The organism is Streptomyces spectabilis, from assembly GCF_008704795.1.
Classification (GTDB): Bacteria; Actinomycetota; Actinomycetes; order Streptomycetales; family Streptomycetaceae; genus Streptomyces; species Streptomyces spectabilis.
This window is the reverse complement of the sequence record NZ_CP023690.1, coordinates 9,185,551-9,207,252: the sequence shown is the minus strand read 5'-3', so window position 1 is coordinate 9,207,252 and position 21,702 is coordinate 9,185,551. Positions and strand designations below refer to the sequence as shown.

At 72.7% G+C, this 21,702-nt stretch carries 22 protein-coding genes; 11 read left to right on the top strand and 11 right to left on the bottom strand.

Translation table 11 applies throughout. From position 1 onward, the window contains the following. Positions 1–9 precede the first annotated feature (9 nt). Positions 10–996 carry an aromatic amino acid exporter YddG gene (gene yddG, locus CP982_RS39055; protein ID WP_229879068.1) on the bottom strand — a complete coding sequence of 329 codons (987 nt, stop codon included), beginning with the start codon at positions 994–996 and terminating at the stop codon, positions 10–12. Positions 997–1,251: 255 nt separating this feature from the next. Between yddG and CP982_RS39050 the strand changes: the two genes are divergently transcribed. Beyond that, entirely contained in the window at positions 1,252–1,614 is a 363-nt protein-coding gene (locus CP982_RS39050) for a DUF6086 family protein (RefSeq protein ID WP_150514821.1), read from the top strand. 28 nt (positions 1,615–1,642) lie between these two features. Here CP982_RS39050 and CP982_RS39045 read toward each other — a convergent pair whose 3' ends face one another. Continuing rightward, entirely contained in the window at positions 1,643–2,191 is a 549-nt protein-coding gene (locus CP982_RS39045) for a hypothetical protein (RefSeq protein ID WP_150514820.1), read from the bottom strand. Between the two features lie 49 nt (positions 2,192–2,240). Further along, positions 2,241–3,245 carry a type I glyceraldehyde-3-phosphate dehydrogenase gene (gap, locus tag CP982_RS39040; protein ID WP_150514819.1) on the bottom strand — a complete coding sequence of 335 codons (1,005 nt, stop codon included), beginning with the start codon at positions 3,243–3,245 and terminating at the stop codon, positions 2,241–2,243. 211 nt (positions 3,246–3,456) lie between these two features. Between gap and CP982_RS39035 the strand changes: the two genes are divergently transcribed. Beyond that, a complete protein-coding gene (locus tag CP982_RS39035; protein ID WP_184924860.1) occupies positions 3,457–3,942 on the top strand; it encodes a MarR family winged helix-turn-helix transcriptional regulator in 486 nt (161 codons plus the stop codon). Between the two features lie 41 nt (positions 3,943–3,983). Here the strand turns inward: CP982_RS39035 and CP982_RS39030 are convergent, their stop codons facing one another. After that, positions 3,984–5,120 (bottom strand): PQQ-dependent sugar dehydrogenase, encoded by a 1,137-nt coding sequence (locus CP982_RS39030; protein WP_150515954.1) that lies wholly within the window; start codon positions 5,118–5,120, stop codon positions 3,984–3,986. Positions 5,121–5,336: 216 nt separating this feature from the next. Continuing rightward, positions 5,337–6,098, bottom strand: coding sequence for a maleylpyruvate isomerase family mycothiol-dependent enzyme (locus CP982_RS39025; protein WP_212669207.1), 762 nt, complete (start codon positions 6,096–6,098; stop codon positions 5,337–5,339). 64 nt (positions 6,099–6,162) lie between these two features. Here CP982_RS39025 and CP982_RS39020 point away from each other — a divergent pair, with 64 nt between their 5' ends. Both CP982_RS39020 and CP982_RS39015 read left to right on the top strand, forming a co-directional pair. Then, positions 6,163–7,140 (top strand): MerR family transcriptional regulator, encoded by a 978-nt coding sequence (locus tag CP982_RS39020; RefSeq protein WP_229879067.1) that lies wholly within the window; start codon positions 6,163–6,165, stop codon positions 7,138–7,140. A gap of 71 nt (positions 7,141–7,211) precedes the next feature. Further along, positions 7,212–9,869, top strand: a complete 2,658-nt coding sequence (locus CP982_RS39015) for an AfsR/SARP family transcriptional regulator (RefSeq protein WP_150514818.1) — start codon at positions 7,212–7,214, stop codon at positions 9,867–9,869. Here CP982_RS39015 and CP982_RS39010 read toward each other — a convergent pair. Further along, positions 9,833–10,036 carry a hypothetical protein gene (locus CP982_RS39010; RefSeq protein ID WP_150514817.1) on the bottom strand — a complete coding sequence of 68 codons (204 nt, stop codon included), beginning with the start codon at positions 10,034–10,036 and terminating at the stop codon, positions 9,833–9,835. The genes CP982_RS39015 and CP982_RS39010 overlap by 37 nt on opposite strands. A 147-nt stretch (positions 10,037–10,183) precedes the next feature. Continuing rightward, a complete protein-coding gene (locus tag CP982_RS39005) occupies positions 10,184–10,996 on the bottom strand; it encodes a hypothetical protein (RefSeq protein WP_245004354.1) in 813 nt (270 codons plus the stop codon). A 957-nt stretch (positions 10,997–11,953) separates the two neighbouring features. Between CP982_RS39005 and CP982_RS39000 the strand changes: the two genes are divergently transcribed. Continuing rightward, positions 11,954–12,277 carry a YkvA family protein gene (locus CP982_RS39000; RefSeq protein ID WP_150514816.1) on the top strand — a complete coding sequence of 108 codons (324 nt, stop codon included), beginning with the start codon at positions 11,954–11,956 and terminating at the stop codon, positions 12,275–12,277. Positions 12,278–12,287: 10 nt separating this feature from the next. On the opposite strand, the gene CP982_RS38995 is transcribed toward CP982_RS39000, so the two are convergent. After that, entirely contained in the window at positions 12,288–12,809 is a 522-nt protein-coding gene (locus CP982_RS38995; RefSeq protein ID WP_150514815.1) for a GtrA domain-containing protein, read from the bottom strand. 309 nt (positions 12,810–13,118) lie between these two features. Then, complete coding sequence (locus CP982_RS38990; RefSeq protein WP_150514814.1) at positions 13,119–14,336, bottom strand: MFS transporter; 1,218 nt, start codon at positions 14,334–14,336, stop codon at positions 13,119–13,121. Positions 14,337–14,435: 99 nt separating this feature from the next. Here CP982_RS38990 and CP982_RS38985 point away from each other — a divergent pair, with 99 nt between their 5' ends. The 6 genes from CP982_RS38985 to CP982_RS38955 all read left to right on the top strand — a co-directional run bounded on the left by CP982_RS38985 (position 14,436) and on the right by CP982_RS38955 (position 18,576). After that, a complete protein-coding gene (locus CP982_RS38985; RefSeq protein ID WP_150514813.1) occupies positions 14,436–15,521 on the top strand; it encodes a helix-turn-helix domain-containing protein in 1,086 nt (361 codons plus the stop codon). Positions 15,522–15,585: 64 nt separating this feature from the next. Next, on the top strand, positions 15,586–15,780 hold the full coding sequence (locus CP982_RS38980) for a hypothetical protein (RefSeq protein WP_150514812.1): 195 nt from the start codon (positions 15,586–15,588) through the stop codon (positions 15,778–15,780). Between the two features lie 426 nt (positions 15,781–16,206). After that, on the top strand, positions 16,207–16,566 hold the full coding sequence (locus CP982_RS38970; protein ID WP_150514811.1) for a DUF6479 family protein: 360 nt from the start codon (positions 16,207–16,209) through the stop codon (positions 16,564–16,566). A gap of 112 nt (positions 16,567–16,678) precedes the next feature. Then, the gene (locus CP982_RS38965; protein WP_150514810.1) at positions 16,679–17,005 is read left to right on the top strand and encodes a plasmid stabilization protein; all 327 of its coding nucleotides are present in this window, start codon (positions 16,679–16,681) and stop codon (positions 17,003–17,005) included. Between the two features lie 80 nt (positions 17,006–17,085). After that, the gene (locus tag CP982_RS38960) at positions 17,086–17,499 is read left to right on the top strand and encodes an SRPBCC family protein (RefSeq protein WP_150514809.1); all 414 of its coding nucleotides are present in this window, start codon (positions 17,086–17,088) and stop codon (positions 17,497–17,499) included. Positions 17,500–17,541: 42 nt separating this feature from the next. Continuing rightward, positions 17,542–18,576: a DNA topoisomerase IB gene (locus tag CP982_RS38955; RefSeq protein ID WP_150514808.1), complete on the top strand. Its 1,035-nt coding sequence runs from the start codon at positions 17,542–17,544 to the stop codon at positions 18,574–18,576. Between the two features lie 4 nt (positions 18,577–18,580). On the opposite strand, the gene CP982_RS38950 is transcribed toward CP982_RS38955, so the two are convergent. Together CP982_RS38950 and CP982_RS38945 are read right to left on the bottom strand one after the other, a co-directional pair. Beyond that, positions 18,581–19,141, bottom strand: a complete 561-nt coding sequence (locus CP982_RS38950) for a 2'-5' RNA ligase family protein (RefSeq protein ID WP_150514807.1) — start codon at positions 19,139–19,141, stop codon at positions 18,581–18,583. Positions 19,142–19,242: 101 nt separating this feature from the next. Then, on the bottom strand, positions 19,243–21,579 hold the full coding sequence (locus tag CP982_RS38945; RefSeq protein WP_150514806.1) for an FGLLP motif-containing membrane protein: 2,337 nt from the start codon (positions 21,577–21,579) through the stop codon (positions 19,243–19,245). Positions 21,580–21,702: the final 123 nt, after the last annotated feature.

Here is a 21,702-nt window from a genome sequence, read left to right as displayed (position 1 = left end):
CGGCCGGGCTCAGCCCCTTCGCGGGTGGCCGGGCCCGGCACGGCCTCGCCGGCGCGCCGCTCGCACGGCGTCCGCCGAGGCCAGCGTGGCACCGCCGGCGATCAGCACGCTGGCGGCGGCGACGGGCCAGCTCGCGTCCGCCCGCCCGGTCGCGACGAGCAGCGCAGTGGACAGCAGCGGGGCGAAGTACGAGAACGTGCCCAGGAGTTGGATGTCGCCGTGTTTGGTGCCGTGGTCCCAGACGTAGAAGGCCCCGCCGACCGGGCCGAGGCCCAGGGCGAGCACGGCGAGCCACTGCCAGCCGTCGGGCCGGACCGTGTCCTCGAACACCAGGTGGCAGACGGCCGCGAGCGCCGCCGTGGCCAGGCAGAAGAAGGCGACCATGTCCGTGGGCACCTGTGGGTACCTGCGGTTGGCCACCGAGTACGCCGACCACACCACCGCGCAGACGGCGGCCGCGGTGTACCCGAGCAGGTACTCGCCCCGCAGCTGCACCCCCTGGCCGCCGGTGACCAGGAGGAAGGTGCCGCCGAGTCCGAGCACCGCGCCCGCCGTGTGCCACCAGCGCAGCCGTTCGCCGGGCAGGGCCGCGGAGAACACGACGATCAGCAGCGGCCACAGGTAGGCGATGAGCCCGGCGTCGACCGCGGGGGCGTTGCGCAGGGCCAGGAAGTAGAAGAAGTGGTAGCCGAACAAGCCGCCGATGCCGAGCGCCCAGGCGCCGGCGGGCAGCCCGCGGGCCATCGCCCCGCCGCCGCGCACGGCCCGGGGAAGGCCGATGATCCCGCCGACCGCGAACGCCATCGCGGTGAGCTGGAACGGCGGAATCCGCCCGGTCAGGGTGGTGACCAGAGCGAGGGACGCCCACAGCAGGACGGCCACCCCGCCGATGCCGGTGGCCCGCAGCTGACGCGCCGAGTGCGCCGCTCCCCCGCGCTCGTTCCCCGCCGCGATGACATCGGCCGACCGGTCCCGTTGTCTGTCCCGCGCGTCCACCAGTCCAGCCCCCCGTGCCCGGTAACGGTGCGTCCCCCTGCGGATACCGGGAAATGCTACTGAGGCGCGCCGAAGGCACCCGCGCATTCCGGACAACCGCATCAGCGACCAGAGGTTACTGACAGTGATGGGTTGATGGGGAGAATTTGGCCTTCGTGGGGGGAAGTTCCCCGGTTCGATCACGCTCGGTCGCGGCGCGTCGTACGATCTTGGCCGTTGTTCCCACTGCCTGCCATCAGACCCGAAAGGCGCCGTGTGAGCCAGTACTTCGAGATGGGCGACGAGACGCTGTGGAATCCCTCCGGCGGTGCGGCGCGGCTCTTCCTGCGCCAGGTGGAGGTCTTCGAGGCGGAACTCGGTGTGCCCTCCGGCGTCGGCCCGATGGAGAACGACGAGTCACACATCGACCCCGATGTGTTCGGCGACTTCGTGAACGCCTTGGTGGCCCACCACCGCAGAACCCATCACGCCGTCGTGCTCGCCCTGACGGACGGCTTCCTCGCCACGGTCCTCGCCCTGGCCGAACGGGCCGGGGTCGCGGCGGAGTTCGACGACGAGGACGGGGCGGCGCGACTGCGGGAGCGGGTCCGCGAGCTCGACCGGTACATGGCGCGTTGAGCGTGCCGGGCCTGCGCACGCCGGACGGCTACCGGCCGCGCGGCGACACGGCCGCCGTCCCGCGCAGCGCTTCGCGCGCGATCGCCACGAAGGCGAGGACCGCCTGCCAGAACGGCGCGTAGCAGGCGTTGAAGCGCTCCTCCGCGCCCGCCTCGTCCCCGATCATCGCGTTCAGGGCGCGGTAGTTGTCGGAGGTGGACCGGCGCAGCCGGTTCGCCGCCTCCGCCACCTCGGCGGGGCCCTCCAGGTCCACCACCCACACGCGGTGGCGCAGTACGGCGTACTCGTCGCGCAGCCGCAGCCGCAGATCCGTGAGCGCGCCGCGCCGGTCGGCGGCGTCGGGGTCACCGGCGACGTCGGTGACCTTCCAGTACATGTCCCCCATGCGCTGCGCCTGTTCGATGACGCCGACGTACGCGCTGCGCCGTGCCGCGCGCAACCGGTCCACGTGCTGGCTCTCCGCCGCGGCCTCCGCCTGGATGCGCGCGGCCCTGGCCGTGCCCCGGCTGGTCACCCAACTCGCGACCACGGCGGTTCCGGCGGTCAGGACCCCGACCCAGAGCGTGTTGTCAGCCATGGGGGCATTGTGGCGGACCCACCGACCGGCGACGGCACGGGCCTCGGCGCTACAGGGAGGCGCCCACGAGCAGGGCCAGGTCGATGAGCCGGTTCGAGTACCCCCACTCGTTGTCGTACCAGCCGACGACCTTCACCTGCGGGCCGACGACGCGGGTGAGTTCGGCGTCGAAGACGCACGAGGCGGGGTCGGTGACGATGTCGCTGCTGACGAGCGGCGCCTCGCTGTAGGTCAGCAGCCCCTTGTACGCGCCCGCCGCGGCCTCCGCGTACGCCGCCTTGACCTCCTCCACCGTGGTGCGACGGTCGGTCGTGACCGTCAGGTCGGTGACCGAGCCGTTGGGCACGGGCACGCGCAGCGCGAACGCGTCGAGGCGGCCCCGCAGTTCGGGCAGGACGAGGCCGATGGCCTTGGCGGCGCCGCTGGAGGTCGGCACGACGTTGAGCGCTGCGGCACGGGCGCGGCGCAGGTCCTTGTGCGGGGCGTCCTGGAGGTTCTGGTCCTGGGTGTAGGCGTGGACGGTGGTCATCATGCCGGACTCGATGCCGACGGCGTCGTGCAGCACCTTGGCGAGGACGCCGAGGCAGTTGGTGGTGCACGAGGCGTTGGAGATGATCGTGTGACGCAGCGGGTCGTACGCGTCGTCGTTCACGCCGAGCACGATCGTGACGTCCTCGCCGCTGGCCGGGGCCGCGATGATGACCTTCTTCGCGCCGCCGTCGACGTGCGCGCGGGCCGCGGCGGCGTCGGTGAAGATGCCGGTGGACTCGATGACGACGTCCACACCGAGATCGCCCCAGGGCAGCGCGGCCGGGTCGCGTTCGGCAAGGACCCGCACGGTGGTCCCTCCGGCGCGGATCACGCCGGGCTCGGCGGTGACCTCGCCGGGAAAGCGGCCGAGCAGGGAGTCGTGGGCGAGCAGATGAGCCATGGTGGCCACGTCGCCGAGGTCGTTGACCGCGACGATCTCCAGGTCCTCGCCACGCGCCGCGGCCGCGCGGAAGACGTTGCGGCCGATCCGCCCGAAGCCGTTGATGCCGATGCGCACTGTCATGGTCTCTCCTTGGGCGTTCTTGCCGGGGCCTTCTTGCAGGGGCTTTCTTGTACGGGCGTTCTCGCGCGGCGGCGCTGCCGCACGGCGGCGTTCCCTCGTGGTGTGCCGAGCCGTCGCACACCGCAGCAGCGGGCCTGCCCCGAACGTGCTCGCCGGGACGCCCCGAGAACAGCATAAGCCGCTTATATAAGCGACGCGATATATTTCAGCCGTGGACGATCTCTCGCACGCCGACCCCTCGCCCCCGCGCTCCCCCGACCTGGACGTGGACGCCTTCACCGCCGCCCTCGAGAACTTCAACCGCTTCTACATCCGGCTGCCCACCCTGGAGAAGCACCCCTTCACGACCCTGTCGGTGCTCGACACCCTGGCCTTCGGCGGCAGCCCCAAGCGCCTCACCGAGCTGACGAGGACCGAGCAGATCACCCAGCCCGCCGTCACCCAGCTGGTCACCCGGCTTGAGCGCGACGGCCTGGTCGAGCGCCGGCCCGACCCGAGCGACGGGCGCGCCGTCCTCGTCCACATCACCGAGGCGGGACGGCGCGTCGGCCGGTCCCGCCACGACGACCGCACCCGCCATCTGGCGCCGCTCGTCGCGCGGCTCGCCCCGGAGGACCGCCGGGCGCTGGCCGCCGCGCTGCCCGCGCTGACCCGTCTGGCGGAACTCGGCAAGGCCGACGGCCACGAGCCTCAGTAGCCGTCGGCCGCGTGCTCACCCCCTGCGGCAGGGGGTGGGCGTCACGCTGGATCGACGCGGTGGATGCTGCCGCCGATGTCCAGCGCGTACAGCTCGCCCCTGCCGCCCTGCACGAACGAGACGACCTCGCCGCCGTTGACCCCGAGGTCGCCGGTGCCGGTCACCTTGCCGTTCTCGATCTTCAGAGTGCGCAGGGTGCCGTCGCAGTAGTCGCTGTAGACGTACTGTCCCCTGAGCGCCGGGATGGCCCGGCCCCGGTAGACGAAGCCGCCGGTCACCGAGCAGCCGAGGCCGTTGCGGTCGTACTCGTGGACCGGCGGCACGTGGTTCGCGGGCTCCGTGCCGCCGCGGAACGGATGGGTGCCCTCCATCTGGGACCAGCCGTAGTTCTCGCCGCCCTTGCTCCTGGCCGGGGCCCAGTCGATCTCCTCCCAGGCACTCTGGCCGACGTCACCGATCAGCACGTCGCCCGTGCCCGCGTCGAAGGAGAACCGCCACGGGTTGCGGAGCCCGTACGACCAGATCTCGTCCCTGGCCTTCGGGTCGTTCACGAACGGGTTGTCCTTCGGGATCGCGTACGGCTTGCCGCCCCTCGGGTCGATCCGCAGCAGCTTGCCGAGCAGCGTGTCCAGGTTCTGCCCGTTGCCGTGCGGGTCGCCGCCCGCGCCGCCGTCGCCGAACGCGATGTAGAGGTAACCGTCCGGGCCGAACTTGATGTCGCCGCCGTTGTGGTTCGCGTACGGCTGCGTCTGGGTGAGGACGGTGCGCCGCGTGTGCGGCCGGATCTTGCCGTGCCGTACGGCGAACTCGTCCACGACGCTGGTGCCTTCGAGGTTCGTGAACGAGATGTAGAAGTGCGCGAACTTCCTGTCGAACGCGATGCCGAGGAGGCCGCGCTCGCCGTCGGTGGTGGTCTCCTTCGAGATGTCGAGGACGGGCGTCCCGAGTCCCTTGGCGTCCAGGACCCGCACGGTGCCCGCGCGTTCGGCCATCCACACCGTGCCACCGGGCCCGGCCGTACCGGCGATCGGGTTCTGGGCCGTGGCCACCTTCGTGAGCGCGACCTTCGCGGGCTGCCGCGGCGCGGCACGTTCGTCGGCGGACGCCGTGGTCAGGGCGAGCGATGCGACGAGGCAGAGGGTGCCGACGATCGCCGAGCTTCTGGTGCGTACGTTCACGTTCACCGTGATCCTCCTGGAGGCGGCGAAGGGGGAGGTCACCCGGCTGCTGGGGCAGTTCCAGGGGGCATCGCCCGTGCCAGCACGCAACCTGGGTGGGGGGATGGTGTGCTACTGGCCACGGATGAGCGTACTGGGATAGCCGTGGTTGGTGTAGACTAAGGCCCCCTCCATCTACCGCCGTTCCACCTCCGCACGGCCCGGTGCGGTGCGGGCTCACAGTGCCGCGTGGGCCAGCCAGTGGTCCAGGAGTGGGCGGGTACCCGTCACCGTCAGGCCGTCGGCCTCCGGTGGGACGCGGCGGTAGGCCACGAGGAGGAGGTCCGGTGCGGGGCCCGTCACCACCGCGTCGGCGTGGACGGGGCCGTGTTCCCACCGCACTCCCTCGGGGGTTCGGGTGGCCACCCAGCCCGATCCTGAGGGGAGCCGGAACCCGATCCGTTCGCCGTGGCCGCGCAGTTCGGCCGCCGCGGGCCTGAGTGTCTCCCAGCCCTGCGCGGCGAGCAGCTCCAGGTGCTCGCTGATCACGTCGGCCGCGAGGTCGTCGGCGACCTGGAACGCGGTGTCCGTCGCGTGGGCCGCGTCGTAGTGGTGGACGCAGGTGTCACTGAGCATCCTGCGCAGCCAGGAGACCGCGGGCCGCGGGCCCAGGAACGTCGGCACCTCGGTGTCCGCGCCGACCTCCTCGATCGCGTGGATCACGTCGTCGGCGCCCTCGCGCAGCCACCGGGCCCAGTCCTCGGGGGCGCCGGGATCGGCGTCCCACGGATCGGGAACGGGCAACTGCTCACCCTTGCGCACCAGTTCGGCCGCCCAGCGGTGTTCCTGGCCGACGTGTCCGACGAGGGTGCGCAGCGGCCACTCCGGGCAGGTGGGCACCCGGGTGTCCTGCGGTTTTCCGGCGACCGCGCGGATGAACCCTCCGGTCTGCTCCCGAAGGCCCTCCACGAGCCGCGCGGTGCGCAGCGTCGACGACATCACGAAATCTCCTCCCATGGGGCTACGCCGGTACGGTAGGAGCTCCAGTCCAGTGGAGGTTCAAGTGCCTTTACTCGATGGCACGCTCGGCATCGGCGACCTGGCACGACTGACCGGCGTGCCGGTGCGGACCGTTCGCTTCTACTGCGACGAGGGCATCGTCGACTCGGTGCGCAGCACGGGCGGCCACCGCAGGTTCGACCCGACGGCGGTCGAGCGGCTCCGTCTGGTCCGACGGCTGCGCGGCCTCGGCCTCGGCCTCGCGTCCATCAGGAACGTGCTCATCGGCGAGCGCTCCGTGGCGGAGGTCGTCGCCGCCGAGCGGGCCGCGCTCGACGTGCAGCTCGCGGACATGGCCTGGCGGCGGGCCTCGCTGCGCGCGGTCGAGGAGGCCGAACCGGCCGACCGTGCGGCCCGCCTCGAACTGCTCGCCGCCGTGGAGGGCGGGGGCGCGGCCCGCGACGCGCTGATCGACTTCTGGCGGCGCACCATGGTCGCCCCGGCGTCCGAGGCGATGCTCTCCGCGTTCGTGACCATGGCGGTGCCGGAGCCGCCCGCGGACCCGACTCCGCCGCAGGTCGTCGCCTTCGCCGAGCTGGTCGCCCTGACCGGCGACCGGGTGCTCACGCGCGGCCTGCTGGCCATGGCGCGGGCCAACGCCGAACTGATCGCCGACGAGGCAGAGTTGATCAGCGGCATCCGTGAGGCGTGCGCCCTCGCCAGGCCCCGCGTGCAGGCGTGCGAGGCGCCCCGCCGGGGTCCCGAACTCGACCGCTTCGTCGCCGTGCACGCCTCGGTGCGCGGCACCACCGACACACCGCGGTTCCGCCGCCGCCTCCTGGCGGACGTGGCCGCGGACCACGACCGCGGCATGCGCCGCTACTGGCACCTGGTCGCCGAGGCCAGCGGCGACCCCCTCACCCTCGGCGCGTCGCACCTGTGGCTGACGGACTCCCTGGAGCGCTGCGTACGGGCGAGGGACGCACGCCCGTCCGAGAGGGCGGGCGGGGGCGGGCCCGTGTCGGCGAAAGCCCCCTCATGACCTAAAGTCAACGCAGGGAGCCCCACTCACGACCGAGCGGGGCGCGGGAACAGCACGGCGAGGAACGTCAGGTGCACGGTCGGCAGAGCGGGCTCTCCTTTCGGCTGCTCGGGCCCGTGGGCGGCCGGGCGGGCGACGAGCCGCTCGCCGTGGGATCCCCCCAGCAGCAAGCCGTCCTCGCGATGCTGTTGCTGCGCGAGGGCCGGGCCGTCTCGATGGCGGAGCTGGTCGACGGCCTGTGGGGCGAGGAGCCGCCGCGCACCGCGCACCGCACGGTCCTCACCTACGTCTCGCGGCTGCGGACCGTCCTGGAACCCGGTCGGCGCGCCGGAGAGAGCGGTGGCGTGCTGGTGTCCGTACCCGGCGGATACGCGCTGCGGGCCGAGGGCATCGAGGTCGACTCCGTACGGTTCGAGCGGGAGGCGACCGACCGGCGCGGTGGCGTCCGCGCCGTGCACGACCGGCTGGACGGGGCGTTGGGCCGCTGGCGCGGGGCCGCGCTCGCCGGTGTTCCGGGGCCCTGGGCGCAGCGCGAGCGGGACCGTCTCGAGGAGCTGCGGTCCACGGCGCGCGAGGCGCTCTTCGGCCACGCCCTCGATCTGGGGAGGCACGCCCAGGTCGTGCCGGAACTCCAGGCCATGGTCGCGGAGTTCCCGCTGCGCGAGCGCCTGAGCGAGCTGCTCATGCTCGCCCTCTACCGCTGCGGGCGCCAGGCCGAGGCGCTCGCGGTCCACCGGGCCGCGCGGGAGGCACTGCGTACCGAGCTGGGGATCGCCCCCTCCGCTTCGCTCACGGAGGTGCAGCGGCGGATCCTCACCGCCGATCCGGGCCTCATGGCGTCCGGGGAGCAGTCCGGGGCCGGTGGCCGGGCGGCCCGTCCTGCCGCGCCCGCCCCGTCGGTACGACCGCTCCCCCAGCAACTGCCCTCCGACATCGCCGACTTCACCGGCCGCGACGCGGCGGTCGACGCGATCCTCGCCGTCCTGGACGGCGACGGTGAGGAGCAGAAGCACGCGGTCACGGTCTGTACGGTCAGCGGCACCGCGGGCGTGGGCAAGACCGCCGTCGCCGTGCACGTCGCGCACGCCCTGGGCGAGGCGTACCCGGACGGGCGGCTCCACGTGGACCTGGGGGCGGGCAGCACGCCCGCCGACCCCGCCAGCGTGCTCGCGGACTTCCTGGCGGCCCTGGGCACCCCGTCCGACCGGATCCCGCTGGGCCTGGAGCAGCGGGCCGCGCTCTACCGCACCCTCCTCGCCGACCGGCGCGTGCTGCTCGTCCTCGACAACGCCCTGGACGCCGAGCAGATCCGCCCCTTGCTGCCGGGCACGGCGGGCTGCGCCGTCCTGGTGACCTGCCGCTCCCGCGACCTGGCGCTCCCCGGGGCGCACCGTTTCGATCTCGACGTGCCGCCCGGGTCCGAGGCCCTCGCGCTGCTCGCCGCGATCGTGGGCCCCGAGCGGGTGAACGCCGAACCGGAGGCCGCGCGGGCCCTGGTGGAGGCCTGCGGGCGGCTGCCGCTCGCCGTGCGGATCGCGGCGTCCCGGCTCGACGGCCGCCCGGGCCGCAGCATCGCCTCGCTCGAACAGCGGCTGCAGGACGAGCGCGCCCGGCTCGACGAACTCCGCGTCGGCGGTCTGGCCGTGGCGTCGGCCTTCCGCCTCGGCTACGGGGCGCTGCCGCCCGACGCCGCTCGGGCGTTCAGGCTGCTCGCCCTGTCCGACGCGCCGGACATCCCGCTGCCGGTGGCGGCCGCGCTCCTGGACACCGACGAACGCACCGCCGAGCACCTCGCCGAGACGCTCGTGGACGCCGGCATGCTCGAATCCCACACGCCGGACCGCTACCGCTTCCACGACCTGCTGCGGCTGTACGCCCGCCACGGCACGGACCACACGGACCCTCCCGCGGAGCACGAGGCGGCCCTCGTGCGCGTGGCGGAGCTGCTGATCGCCACCGCGCTGCGGGCCGCGCGGGCCGTCGTCCCCGCGGAGCCTCCGCGCGCCTGGCTGCAACCGGTGCGGCACTCGGGTGTGGCCTTCGCGGGGGCCGAGGAGGTGCGGGAGTGGTTCGGCGCGGAGCACGCGCTGCTCACCGCCGCGGTGAACCAGCTCCTCCCCTGGGGCCCACACGCGCTGCGCACCGCGATCGAGCTGCTCGGCGTCGTCGCCGTCAGCGGGCACTTCATGGGCCGGGCCCACTATCTCGAGATCAGCAGGATCGCGGGCGCCGCCGCCGACCGCACCCTGGCCCGGCAGGACCCGGAGTACCGTGCCCGCGCTCTGCACACCCGCGCCTGGCTCGCCTTCCTCGCCGCGCGGCACGAGGCGGCGGAGGCCGATCTGCGCACGGCGCTCCGCTGTGCCGCCGAGACCGGCAGCGCCCTGCGCCACCACATGTCGGGCATCCTGCTGGCCCTGGTGCTCTGGGCGACGGACCGGCCCGAGGAGGCCGAGCGCACGATGCACGAGGCGGCACGCTTCGCGGGCGACCTCCAGGACCCGGCGAGCCCCGCGTCCGTCGCCCGGTACGTCGCCCGCCTGTACACCGCCCTCGGCTCCCGCCAGCCCGACGTCACGGTCATGACCCCCGTGATGCGCACCGCCGACGCCACCGGCGAGTCGCTCACCACCACGGAGGGCCTGCAACGCCTGGGCACCCTGCTGCGACGCCCGGATCCCGACCCTTCGGATCAGCGGCGCGCTCGCGCCTTGCCGAACTCTCCGTAGAGCGCGAGGGCGGCCCCGAGCACGAACAGGGCGGCGTATCCCGCCGTGGGCACGTCCCACCACTTCTGGATGAGGCCCCAGGAGTCTCCTCCGAAGATCCGGCCCAGGACTCCCAGGGCGCCCTGGATGCCGACGACCCAACCGACGATGGCGATGATGTCTTTCATGCCTTCAGCGTCGCCCGCGTCCGGGGCCTGGTCATCGTTCGCCGGTCGGACCTGCGAGTAGGCCGAAGGATGCACACCACTGACGACAGTGGCGGGAGGACAGGGAGGCGTAGGACGGGAGGGCGACACGCGAGGTCGTGCGGTCCGTCAACCCCGCGTACTCGCCCCATGCGGCCGGACGCCGGGCCGCAGCTCGACGCGGACCGAGTCGTCGTCCTCGATGACGAACGTCGCGTCCCGGTCCTTCCGCCAGCCCAGCGGGAGGACGTAGTAGCGGTGGTCGCGCTCCACCAGGAGCCGCAGGCCGCTGTAGCGGTAGCGGTAGCGCAGGCCCTCGCCGAGGTTCTCGTCCACGACACCGGGGCCCGTCAGGCTGAGGCGTTCGGTGCTGAGGACGACGACGGCCACGCGGTGCACCAGGCGGTGCGCGGTGCGCCGGGCGTCCCGTCGGCCCAGGTCGCCCGCCGCCAGGGCCACGACCCACATCAGGAACACTCCGGCGACCACGAGGGAGACCGCCCGCTCCCACGCGCGTCGCCGCCGGGGCGAGCGGGCGGTCGCCGCCGAGGTCTGCCCGAGCAGCAGCCCCACGGCGACGCACAGGGGCGCGAGCCAGTTGAGGCCGCGCAGTGGTTGCCACAACGCCATGAGGACGGCCCCGGCGACGATGAGGAAGGGGTGCAGCCGCGCGAGGGTGTGACCGTACTCCCGGACGGCTCGCACGCGCCGCTCCGGCACCCCGAGCAGGGCCAGCAGCTCCGGCGTGTACGGGATGAGGACGAGCACCACCAGGGTGGCGAACACCGGCAGCGTGACGAGTCGCAGACTCCGCAGCGCGAACTCCAGCGAGTCGAAGCCGACGGCGAAGGTGCCGAGGTGGAAGTAGCTGTAGAAGGCCTCGATGTAGAGATAGCCCGCGTAGAGCATCAGGGCCACGACGAACGAGCCCGCGCCGAGCAAGGAGTTGGCGTACTCCAGGTGCCCGCCGGTGTCGGCCGCCGAGGGCGCGTTCGGTGGTGCGTCCGGTGACTGCCTGGCCCGGGGCCGACGCGGTGCCGGGCGGGCCGGGCCGCGCACCCGGCGCCGGGGCGCCGGACGGGGGCGCGCCCCACCACGGCGAGGCGTGCGCGGTGGCGGGTCCGGCGACGGCATCGGCGCCTCAGGACCCGTCGTCCGCCGTGGGCGGAACGTTCTCCGAAGCTCCGGGCGTGGACGGCGGCGGGCAGGAGGCGTCGGCGGTGGCGACCGGATCGGCACACGGCGGCGGAGGGTCGGTGGTGGCGCCCCCGGAAAGCCCGGCGGAAGCGGTCTGGTGCCCGCCTCCGGTGCCGCCGGTGTCTCCGCTGGGGTACACACCGATGCCGCCGGTGCCCCCGCCCGTGTTCCCCGGCGCGACGGGTGGCGCGGAGACCGGCGGAATGTCGTCTCCGCCCTCGGCTCCCCCACCGCTGTCTCCGCCGCCGCGGTCGCCGGACGAGTCCGTGCCGGAATCACCGGACCGGGCGGAGGTGAGCGAGGAGGACGCCGGCAGTCCGGAGCCGCCGCGCGGGTCCGTCGGGGCCCCTCCGCCGGGGGCGCCTCCCCCGCACCCCGACACGCCGCAGGCCAAGAAGACCACTGTGAGGCCCACCGCGCCCGCGCCCCTGACGCGCCGCCTTGTCCGCATCGAGCCCCCCTGGACAGCCCGTACGTACGCTGTCTGCAGGAAGGATCCCACCGCGCCGGGCGAACCGCAGCACCGTGCGTGACCGACGTAGGGAATCTGAGCCCCATGACGGAGAGACCGGACTCCGGACGCCGTATGTCCCGGACCACGGCGCGCGGTTCGGCGTGCTTCATGGGCACCGGGGTAACCGTCGCGCAGCGGGCGGCCCCGCGTCACGGCGCGCGCCCGGGCCGGACAGCCGGAGGCTACCCATGAGTGAGCAGAACTGGCCAGTGGCGCTGATCGTGATCGTGGCGCTGACGCTCGTGGTCACGGCAGGTGTCGCACTCGTGCTGTTCCTGCGGCTCCTGCGCACCCGGCGCCTGCTGCGCGAGGCGGGGATCCCGGTGGAGAACAAGCTGGTCTTCTGGGGCGCTCTGATCTACGTGATCTCTCCGGTGGATCTGCTCCCCGACCCCGTCTACCTGGACGACATCGGCGTCCTGCTGCTCGCCCTGCGCTCGCTGCGCACCGCGAAGCTCCGCTCGGACGGGACCGACCGGGCCTCTTCGGCAGCTGCGGCGCCGCCCGGGTGACGGTGAACGGTCAGGCGGCCCGGCAGAGCACCGCGGGCCCGGTCGGAGCCGCGGCGCGGGCCACGGTCGTGCGCACGGGAGCGGCGGTGGCGACCGCGGCCCGCGAGCGGTTCCGCGCGAAGACGACGAGGCGCAGCACCACGAACCGGGCGACACCGGCGAGTGCGGAGGCGGACAGATAGACGACCTGCTCGAGCACCGCGCCGGGCGCGGCCACCAGCTGCTGCAGGACGAACATCGCCCCACAGGTCACCACGTACGCCGCTGCCGCCGACCCGGCCGACTGCGTGTGCTGGCTCCAGGTCGCGCGCCCGCCCTTGCCGAAGGTGAAGCGGGCGTGCAGCTCGGTGGCGAGGAGCGTGGAGACCACGGTGATCAGCGCGTTGGCCAGGGCCCAGGGAATCCAGGAGGCGAGGCCCGCCACGGCGAAGCTGGAGGCGAGGCCCACACCGCCGCCGCAGAGCACGAAGCGGGCGAAGGCGACGAAGGCGCCCGGTGCCGCCACCTGCTGCTGGCTCTGCGCTGTCTCCATGATCCGACCCCTTCGATGACTCTCCGAAACGCGCGCTCCTGGCCTGTGAGACCGAGGAGCACCCCCTCATGTCGCCATCATGGCACATCCATGGCGCCATGGCGAGCCACTTGTGGCGCCATGCGCATCACGCGTGGCGCCAGAGCGTGGACGGAGTGACGCATCCGCAGGTCAGAGGGTCATGGCCGGTTCGGCACGCCTCGGAACACGACACACGCCGGAGCCGCAACGGAGGAGTTCGAACCGGGTGCGCACTCGACCATGGCGCCAGCTGGTGCCAACCGGGTGCCGCTGGCACCCGCTCCGGCGTCAGGAATCCCCCTGCCTCATCTCTTGGCCCCTCTCCTTGGCGACGGCCGAGGCGGAGACGAGGGTGACAGCGGTGAGACTGCCCCAGAGGGCCGTCGGTCCGTGCGGGGCGAGCGCGGTGAGGGCCATCGGCGAGACGGCGAGGCCGAAGCCCGTGGAGAGTTCGAAGCGGGCGAGGGCGCGGCCCAGGGCGTGCGGCGGGGCGAGATGGGTGACGAGGGCGGTGGCGCTGCCCGCGTAGATGATCTCGCCGAGCGTGCAGACCACGGAGACCACGGCGACGGCGGGAGCACCCCAGCCGCGCCCCAGGGACGTGGCCGCGAGGAACCCGAGATAGGAGGCCGCGAGTACGACGCCCGCGAGGGCCAGGACGGTCCGACGCGAGAAGCGGGACATCAGGACGGTGAGCGGCACCTGGAGGGTGACCACGAGGACCGTGTTGGCCACGAAGACGGCCGCCGACCACACCGGGGACGCGTGCAGCTGCGTCACCAGGACCAGAGGGAGGGCGATTTCGGGGACGTTGAGGCAGAAGACGTAGATCACGTTGGCGGCGAGGAGCGCGCGCATGCGGGGCGCGGGCTCGGCGTCCCCGCTCTGCGGCGAGGCAGCCGCCGGCTGCGCGTACAGGTGGACCGACCACGCCAGGCCCGCGGCGACGAGGTAGGCGAGGCCGGTGACGACGGCAAGGGCCCGCAGCGCGGTGGTGCCGCCCGCGAGGCAGACGGTGGCGATGAGCGCGCCCACGCCCAGGGCGGCGTTGCGCAGGGCGCGCCCCGCGGCGAGAGCGGCGTCGCGTTCCCGGCCGTGGGCGACCGTGGCCACGAGCGCCGCGTGGGCGGCGGGCCAGGCCTGGTTGCCGACGCCGAGGACCAGCGCCGCCGTCGCGAAAAGACCCACGTGCCCCGCCGGGGTGGCCAGGAGCAGCGCCACCCCCACCACCCGTACCAGCATCGACGCCGCTACGACCGTGCTGCGTGCGCCCCGGTCGAGCCAGCGGCCCACCGCGGGCATGCACACCAGACCCACGACGACGCCGACCGTCATGGCGATGCCGGTGGCCGGTGCGGAGAGCCTCAGCACCGTCACGCCGTAGAGCAGGAGGAAGGGCCGCAACAGGCCGGTGCCGAGCGCGTCCACGGCCAGGGCGACGGCGTAGCGGGGGCCTCCGGAAGCGCGGACGAGGGCGCGGGGCCGCATCTTGGTGGTGGTTGCCATGGCGCCAACGGTGCGGACGGCGGCCCGGCTGACCTCGTCGGTTGACGGACCCCGTCAACCGACGCCGAGGTCCGTCGGCCGGTCGGTGATGATGTGCGGATGACGCTGAGGATCGACATCAGCGGTCTGCCGTCCGAGCGGCTGCGGTTCGCCGCTTCCCCGCTGGCCGAACTGACCGCGATGCTGCACGTGCTGGCCGAACCGGGGCATCATCCGCAGTTCGCCGGGTGGGCCGGGGACGTCTGGGCGGGGCTGCGGCCGGAGCTGGCCGAGCGGTTGCGGGAGGCGGAGTTCCTCTGGCGTTCCTCACAAGCGGACTTCCTGCTGCCCGCCCGGCCCCGGCCGACCCTCGCCGAGGAGCTGGACGACGTGGACCGGATCGCTGACGAGGCGTACGTGACCGCCGCGCTCGTCACCACGTGCGGCAGCAACCGGCTCCGCTCCGCCGCGCCGTCGCCCCTCACCGACGCGACCGCGCGCGAGCGGGCCCTGGATCTGGCCCAGGCCCGCGGCGCCCGGCAGGAGGCCTTCGCGGAGCGGCTGCTCGCGGACCCGGCGGCCGTGCGGGCGCGGGTGCGCCAGACCCTCGAACAGTGCGCCGACGCGTTCTTCGATGCCGCCTGGACGGGTGTGGCCGTGCGGCTGGCCACCGATCTGCGCCTCAAGCACGACCTGCTGAGGCGTCAGGGCGTCGGGGCGGCACTCGCGTCGGCCTCCCGCGCGGTCGCCCTGGCACCGGACGGCGACTGCATCGTCGTGGACAAGCTCCAGGACAAGGCGACCTCCGCCCACGGCACCGGGGTCACCTTCATCCCCAGTGTCTTCGGCAGCCCGCACCTGGTCGTGGTCCACGCGCCCGGATGGCAGCCGGTGGTGCAGTACCCCGTGGCCGAGCCCGGCCCGGCGGAGCCCGTGTCCCTGGAAACGGTCACCCTGCGCCTCGATGCCCTCGCCCACCCGCTGCGGCTACGCCTCCTGCGCACCCTGGCCCGCGGCCCCCACACCACCGGCGAGCTGGCCCATGCCTGGGAACTCTCCCGTCCGGAGGTCTCCCGCCACCTCGCCGTCCTCCGCCGCGCGGGCCTGCTCACCTCCCGGCGGCACGGCCGCTACGTCCACCACGCCCTCAAGGTGCCGGACCTGTCGGCACTGGGCACGGATCTGCTGGCCGCCGTGCTGCGCTGAGTACGCCGCGCGGTCGGCGGCTTCCCGGTCGCGGGGCGGTGGAGGCCGACGTAGACCTGGAGTCATGGACGAGGAAAAGACGACATGGCATCCCGGCGAGGTCGTGCCCTCCAGCGGGATCTACGAATGCGACTGCGGCGGCGAGCATCACTGGAGCACCGATGTGAAGTCCCACCGGTTTCCACCGCTTCCGGCGGGCTGCTCGGGCGAGTACTGGCGGCTTCAGACGCAGGCCCACCCGGAGGAATCACTCGGCTGACCCAACGGGCGTCGGCGATGGCGGTGCGCCGCGATCGCGCACGGCATGGCTCCGGCCGGTCGGGGTCAAGCATTTCACGTTCACGTCCGTCACCGAAGGCCGGAAGCGCCGCATTCATAAGGCGCCGAGTATGGCCGTCATGCTCGGATCGACCACCGGGAAAACACTGCCGGGGAATTCCTTCCCTGCTCTCCCCGACACCGGGCACAGAGCTGCCGAGAAGAGAACGAGAGCGAGGGCGGCCGCAATTCCATACCGCCACGCGCATGCGGTACGCCCCTGAGGCCAGCAGTCCGAGCCCACTGCCGCAGGTAGGCGAATACCTATTCCGAATTCACATAGTACGTCACAGCGGGATTCCCCCTGGTCATACGGGAGGCGTCAATGACTGGCTATTTTTCGAGTGGAGACGGGTACAACACTGATATGAAGACCATGGAGTGGGAACTTGCTGCCTCCTCCGGCACGGCGTTGCTGATGTGGATTGCCGGTATTGCCGTGGTCGGCGTTCTCCTCGCGGCCTTCGTCTGGGGCCGCCGCGTGCAGTCGCGGGAGGCCAGGCGGCCGCGTCCGGACGAACAGCCGCACCTCCCCGAGGACGGCCCCGTCAGGGAAGTCCGGGAGTACCGGGACCCCGACGAAGTGCCTCACGACGGCGGCTGGCTCACCCCGCACGAGCTCAAAGAGGGCTACGGCCAGTCGAGCACGCACCCCAGCGACTCCCAGGACCCGAAGGACCACCGGAAGGGGCGCGGCAGCAGCTTCGGTGGAGGCGGTCTCGGATAGCCGGGTCGGCCCCTGGAGAAGCGGCCCCGCCCGTTTGCCCCGAGAGAGGAAGGGCACGCGTAGGCCGAACCCGAGCGCGGCGCCTTCGAGAGCACCGAGGAGAGGTTGTCCCATGCCCGCTGGATCCAGCAAGAAGCGTGAGCGCCAGTACGAGCACATCAAGGAGAGCGCGGAGAAGCGCGGGGAGTCCACCAAGCGCGCGAAGGAGATCGCAGCCCGCACGGTCAACAAGGAGCGGGCGCGTTCCGGCGAGTCCAAGACCGCGAGCAAGACCTCGACGCGCGACAAGAAGTCCGCGTACCAGCGCGGCGGCGAACGCTCGCACAGCGGCTCCGAGGGCCCCACCCGTGACCAGCTGTACGAGGAGGCCAAGAAGAAGAACATCGAGGGCCGCTCGTCGATGAACAAGAAGGAACTGAAGCGGGCGCTCGGCCACTGAAGTCTCCGCAGGGGGCTCACGTTCGCGTACGGCGGGTACTGGTGTCTGCCGTATGGCCGCCGCCCGAGGACGGGACCGCCATGACCGAGTACGAGCGTTCACGCACGATGCCCGCGCAGCCCGAGCACGTCTTCGACCAGGCCGCCCAGGTCGACCAACTCGACAGCTGGCTGCCGGACGCCCTCCATGTGCGGGCCGAGCACCTCCCCGAGGTCAGCGTGCACGAGGACCGCACCGACGAGGACACCGCCGCCGAACTGCGCACCCTGCGCGAGCGGATGCGGCTCGAATGGGGCACCCGCGACCAGGGAAGCTACACCGGCTGGCTCCAGGTCACCGAGGTCGACGGCGGCTCCAGCGAGGCGACCGTGCACCTCACCTTCTCCGACGAGAGCCACGACCCGGGCAAGGAGGCCGTCGACGCCGCGTTGGACAGCAGCCTCCGGCGCCTGGAGGAACAGGTGCGGCTGCGCGTCGACAACGCGGCGGGCTGACAAGCGCCGACAGCGATCCGCCGCGAGGTCCAGGAGGTTCGTGTGCGCCTCTGCCACTGCCGCCCCACCGATCCGGGCTACGCCCGCAAACGGCACGGGCGGGGCTTCCGCTACCTCGATCCGCACGGACGGCCCTTGCGCGACGCCGCCGAGCTGGACCGCATCAAAACGCTCGTGATCCCGCCCGCGTGGCGCGACGTCTGGATCTGCGCCAAGGCCAACGGTCATCTGCAGGCCGTCGGCACCGACGCCGCCGGGCGACGGCAGTACCTGTACCACCCCCAGTTCCGTGCCGAACAGGAGCAGGCCAAGCACGAGCACGTCCTCGACGTCGCGGACCGCCTGCCGAAGGTGCGGGAGGCCGTGGAAGCACACCTCGGTGACCGCGGACTCACCAGACTGAGAGTCCTCGCCACCGCCGTACGCCTCCTCGACCTGGGGTTCTTCCGGGTCGGCAGCGACCGCTACGCCGATCTGAACGACACCTACGGCCTCACCACCCTGTTGCGCGAACACACCCGCTGCCGACGCGGCGAGGTGGTGTTCACCTACCCCTCCAAGCAGGGCAAGGAGCAGGTCCACGCGGTCACCGACCCCTCCGCGTGCCGCAGCATCGTCGCGCTCGCCCGCCGCCGCCACGGCGGCGAGCGGCTGTTCGTCTACTGGGAGCGCCCCGACTGGCACGAGATCAGCGCCGCGGAAGTCAACGCCTATCTCAAGGAGTTGGCCGGTCTGGAGGTCACCGCCAAGGACTTCAGGACCTGGCACGCCACCGTCATGGCCGCCGTGGCTCTCGCCGTCTCGCAGGGCGCCGCGCACAGCGAGGCCGCCCGGCGGCGCGCCATCGGCAGGTCCGTCCGGGAGGTCGCCACGTACCTCGGCAACACTCCCGCCGTCTGCCGCGCGTCCTACATCAACCCCAGGGTCATCGAGTTGTACGAGGAAGGCGTCACCGTGGCCGCCGTCCTGCCGCTCCTCGGAACCACGGGCACCCACGGGACCCCGGCGACGCAAGGGCCCGCCGAGCGGGCCGTGCTGCGCATGCTCCGCACCGGGCGGGCGCCCGGGGCGAAGTGAGCTGTCATCCGAGCGCGTACTCGGTGCGGCTCTGCCAACGGGAGCCGTCCCACACGATCAGATCGACCGTCCGCACGCGGCAGACCAGCGGCAGCGCGGTCGCGATGTCGCTCTCCAGCCGGTCGTACGCGGCCTCTTGCGTGGCGGGGCCCTCGCTGTTCGCGACCGTCAGGTGCGGGTCGAGCCCGGCGCCGAAGATCCCTCGGTAAGGCACCGCTTCCGGCCACCGCTGGGTGAGCTCCTTGGTGAGCACCTGAACCAGGTCGCGCGGCCATGGATCGAGGTAGAGCACCCCCGGGTAGCGGCCGAACGCGGCGAACGTCAGGGTGAACGCGTCGTGCCCGGCGAAGAGTGCGGAGAGCTCGCCGTCGAGCCGCGCGTCGATGCGGCTCTCGTGCAGGAACGGGTAGAGCACGGTCACATGGGCGGGAAACCCGGCCCGTACCAGCGGATCCGCCTCGGGAATCCTGAGGGTGAGCGCGGTGTCACCGGGTATGTCCGGCCAGCCGTCCGCCCCGTGCTCACCCCCGTGCTCACCCTTGGCGAGGTCCCCGTGTGTGGTCATGACACGCCATGATCGCACGGGCGATCACGCCCTCCCCATCCCGGCTCCGGGCTCCCGGCACCGGCCACCGGGCACCGGGCACCGGGCACCGGGCACCGGCGTCAGGCCGTCTGAGGCCGCCGCTCGTAACGCCCCACGTACCACCGCAGAGCCAGGGAGACGGCCCCGAACACCACGAACAGGCCGGTGGCTATGCCGAGCGTCCACCAGCGCAGGTCCCCGTCGACCACCAGGTCGCTGCCCACACCCGGGTGGAGGCTGTGCAGCAGGACGTGGAAGAAGAAGGTCAGACCGATGAGGTAGAGGGCGTACCAGGCGGGCTTGTTCCAGTCCTTCAGGCTGTGGCCGTCCATGCCGGACAGCGGGAGCAGGCCGAACACCACCACCTCGACGCCGGCGACGACCGTGAGGCCCACGGCGTAGGCAAGGGCGTACCGGAGGCTTTCGGGCCGCGCGTGCTCCGCCTGGACGGCTTCGAGCAAGGGCGCGCCCAGCACCCACAGGAGGACCACTGCGGCCAGTACGCAGATCCCGCCGATCAGGACCGCCTGGCCCTTGGGCAGGCCGTCGTCCGGGTCACCGGAGCCGCGGCGGGGCGAGCTGAGCACCATGTACACGGCGACCAGGCCGTAGACGTACGGGACCGGGAACTCCAGGAACCGGGACATCGCCGTCATCAGGCCCGCGAGCAGCAGTCCCGCGGGGACCACGCGCAGCTCGGAGCGGAATCCGTTCCGCCGAGGGCTCAGCAAGGAGTCCTTGGTCTTCTCGTAGGCGACCAGGATGACGAGCATCCCCCCGGCCGCGCCCGCGGTCTTGATCGCGGTCGTCGAGCTCAGGCCCGTCGTGGCGTCGGCCCAGACAGCCAAGGAGCCGCCCAGGAGCGCGAAACCGCACACCCTGGCCCACCCGGGCAGCCTCGGCGGCCGGGACCGCCTCTGCTGCTGACGGCGGAGCCACCAGCGGCCCAGCGCGTTGTCGGCGAGCTGTGACGGGAAGGCCCTCTCCAACAGGAGGACCAGGATCAGGAACCAGGCGGCCATGCCGACCGATCCGGCCAGGTCCTTCAGCGCCCAGGAGACATCGGCCGGGGTGCGCAGGGCACCGACGAGGCCGAGGTCCGGATCGTCAGGGGTCGAGCCTTGCGGGTCGTCGCCGTCCTTCCCCTTTTTGTCGTTCGGCCGGGTACTCGCGCCGTCATCGTTCTTGTCCGGATCGTCCTTGTCTCCGCCCCGCTGGTGCGAGCCGCCGTTCTTCCCATGCGTCTTGTCCGGCGAGGGGGACGGTGTGATCGGGCCCTTCTCCCCTTCTGGATGCCGGGTGGACCCTAGGGGTAGCTGGAAGAGCGTCAGCTGGTCCCGCGCCGGAAGGGTGATCTCGCCTGCCTTCTCCCAGTCCCGGCCCGTGCACTTCAGGCCCACGTCCCTGCGGCCAGTCATGTCCGTCGGGATCTTGGCGTGGAGGTCGATCAGCTCCCAGCGTCCCTTCGCGGCTCCGCCCTCGAACGAGTCGGCGTCCAGCCAGGTACTGAGTCGGCGGCCGCCGATGACGATCGAGCCGTCGACGCAGGCGGCCGGGTAGTCGGCCATGTGGATCGTGACCTCGCGGGGGTCGTCACGCGGCTGCGTGACCTTCGGTGGGTCCACGCTGAAGCTCGCCGAGGCGCTGACGCCTTCCGGCGTCCGGCAGGCCGCGGCCACCTCGTGCGCCCCCTCCGAGGCGCCGGCCGGGACGTGTAGCGGGACGGTGACGGCTCCGCTCTCCGAGGGCGTGCCGCCCGCCACGACCCGGCCGTCCCACAGGACGTTCACCCCCGCTCCCGCGTCGCACGAGAACCCCGTGCCGCCGACGGTCAGATGCGATCCCGCAGGCCCGGAGTCGGGCGACAGGGAGATCCGCGGGTCGGGCCGGTCCGCCTCCAGGACCTCGAACACCGCTGTGGCGGTGGGCGCGTCGGGCACCTCCGCACAGTACGCCTGCATGCCGTACTGCCCCGGGGCCGCGTCCTCCGGCACGGAGACCGGCTGCTGGAAGCCTCCGCTGGCCCCCACCGTCACGGTCACCGGGGCCCGCCCCTCCACGCTGAAGGTCAGCGGGCCCGCGAGACCGGCCCCATCGGAGCAGTCGAAATCGCTGCCGGTCGCCGTGAACGTCTCGCCCTGCAGCACCTGTTCACCCGACGGCCCCAGTGTGGGGTCGACGGGCGGAGGCTCGTCCGGTCCGTCCGTCGGGGTGTCCGAAGGCCCTGTGACCGGCTGTGTCTCCGAGGGGGACGCAGACGTGGCCGACGGCTCAGCCGTCTCTTCCTCCCGGACCCCGGCGACGGCCTGGGCGGCCGCGCCGCCCACCACGGCCACGCACGGCATCGCCGCCGTGATGACGAGGAGCACCGCCCCCAGGAGCGCCCCCCATAACCGCCGCCTTCGTGCTCGTCCCATCCGCTCCATGGCCGTGCACCCCCATAACCGCACGGCCTCCCCCGGCCGCGCCCCCTCGGCTCTCTCCCTTGAGACGAACGAGCGGCTCCCGGTCGTTTCCGGCCATGGGGGCGCAGCGTGGTG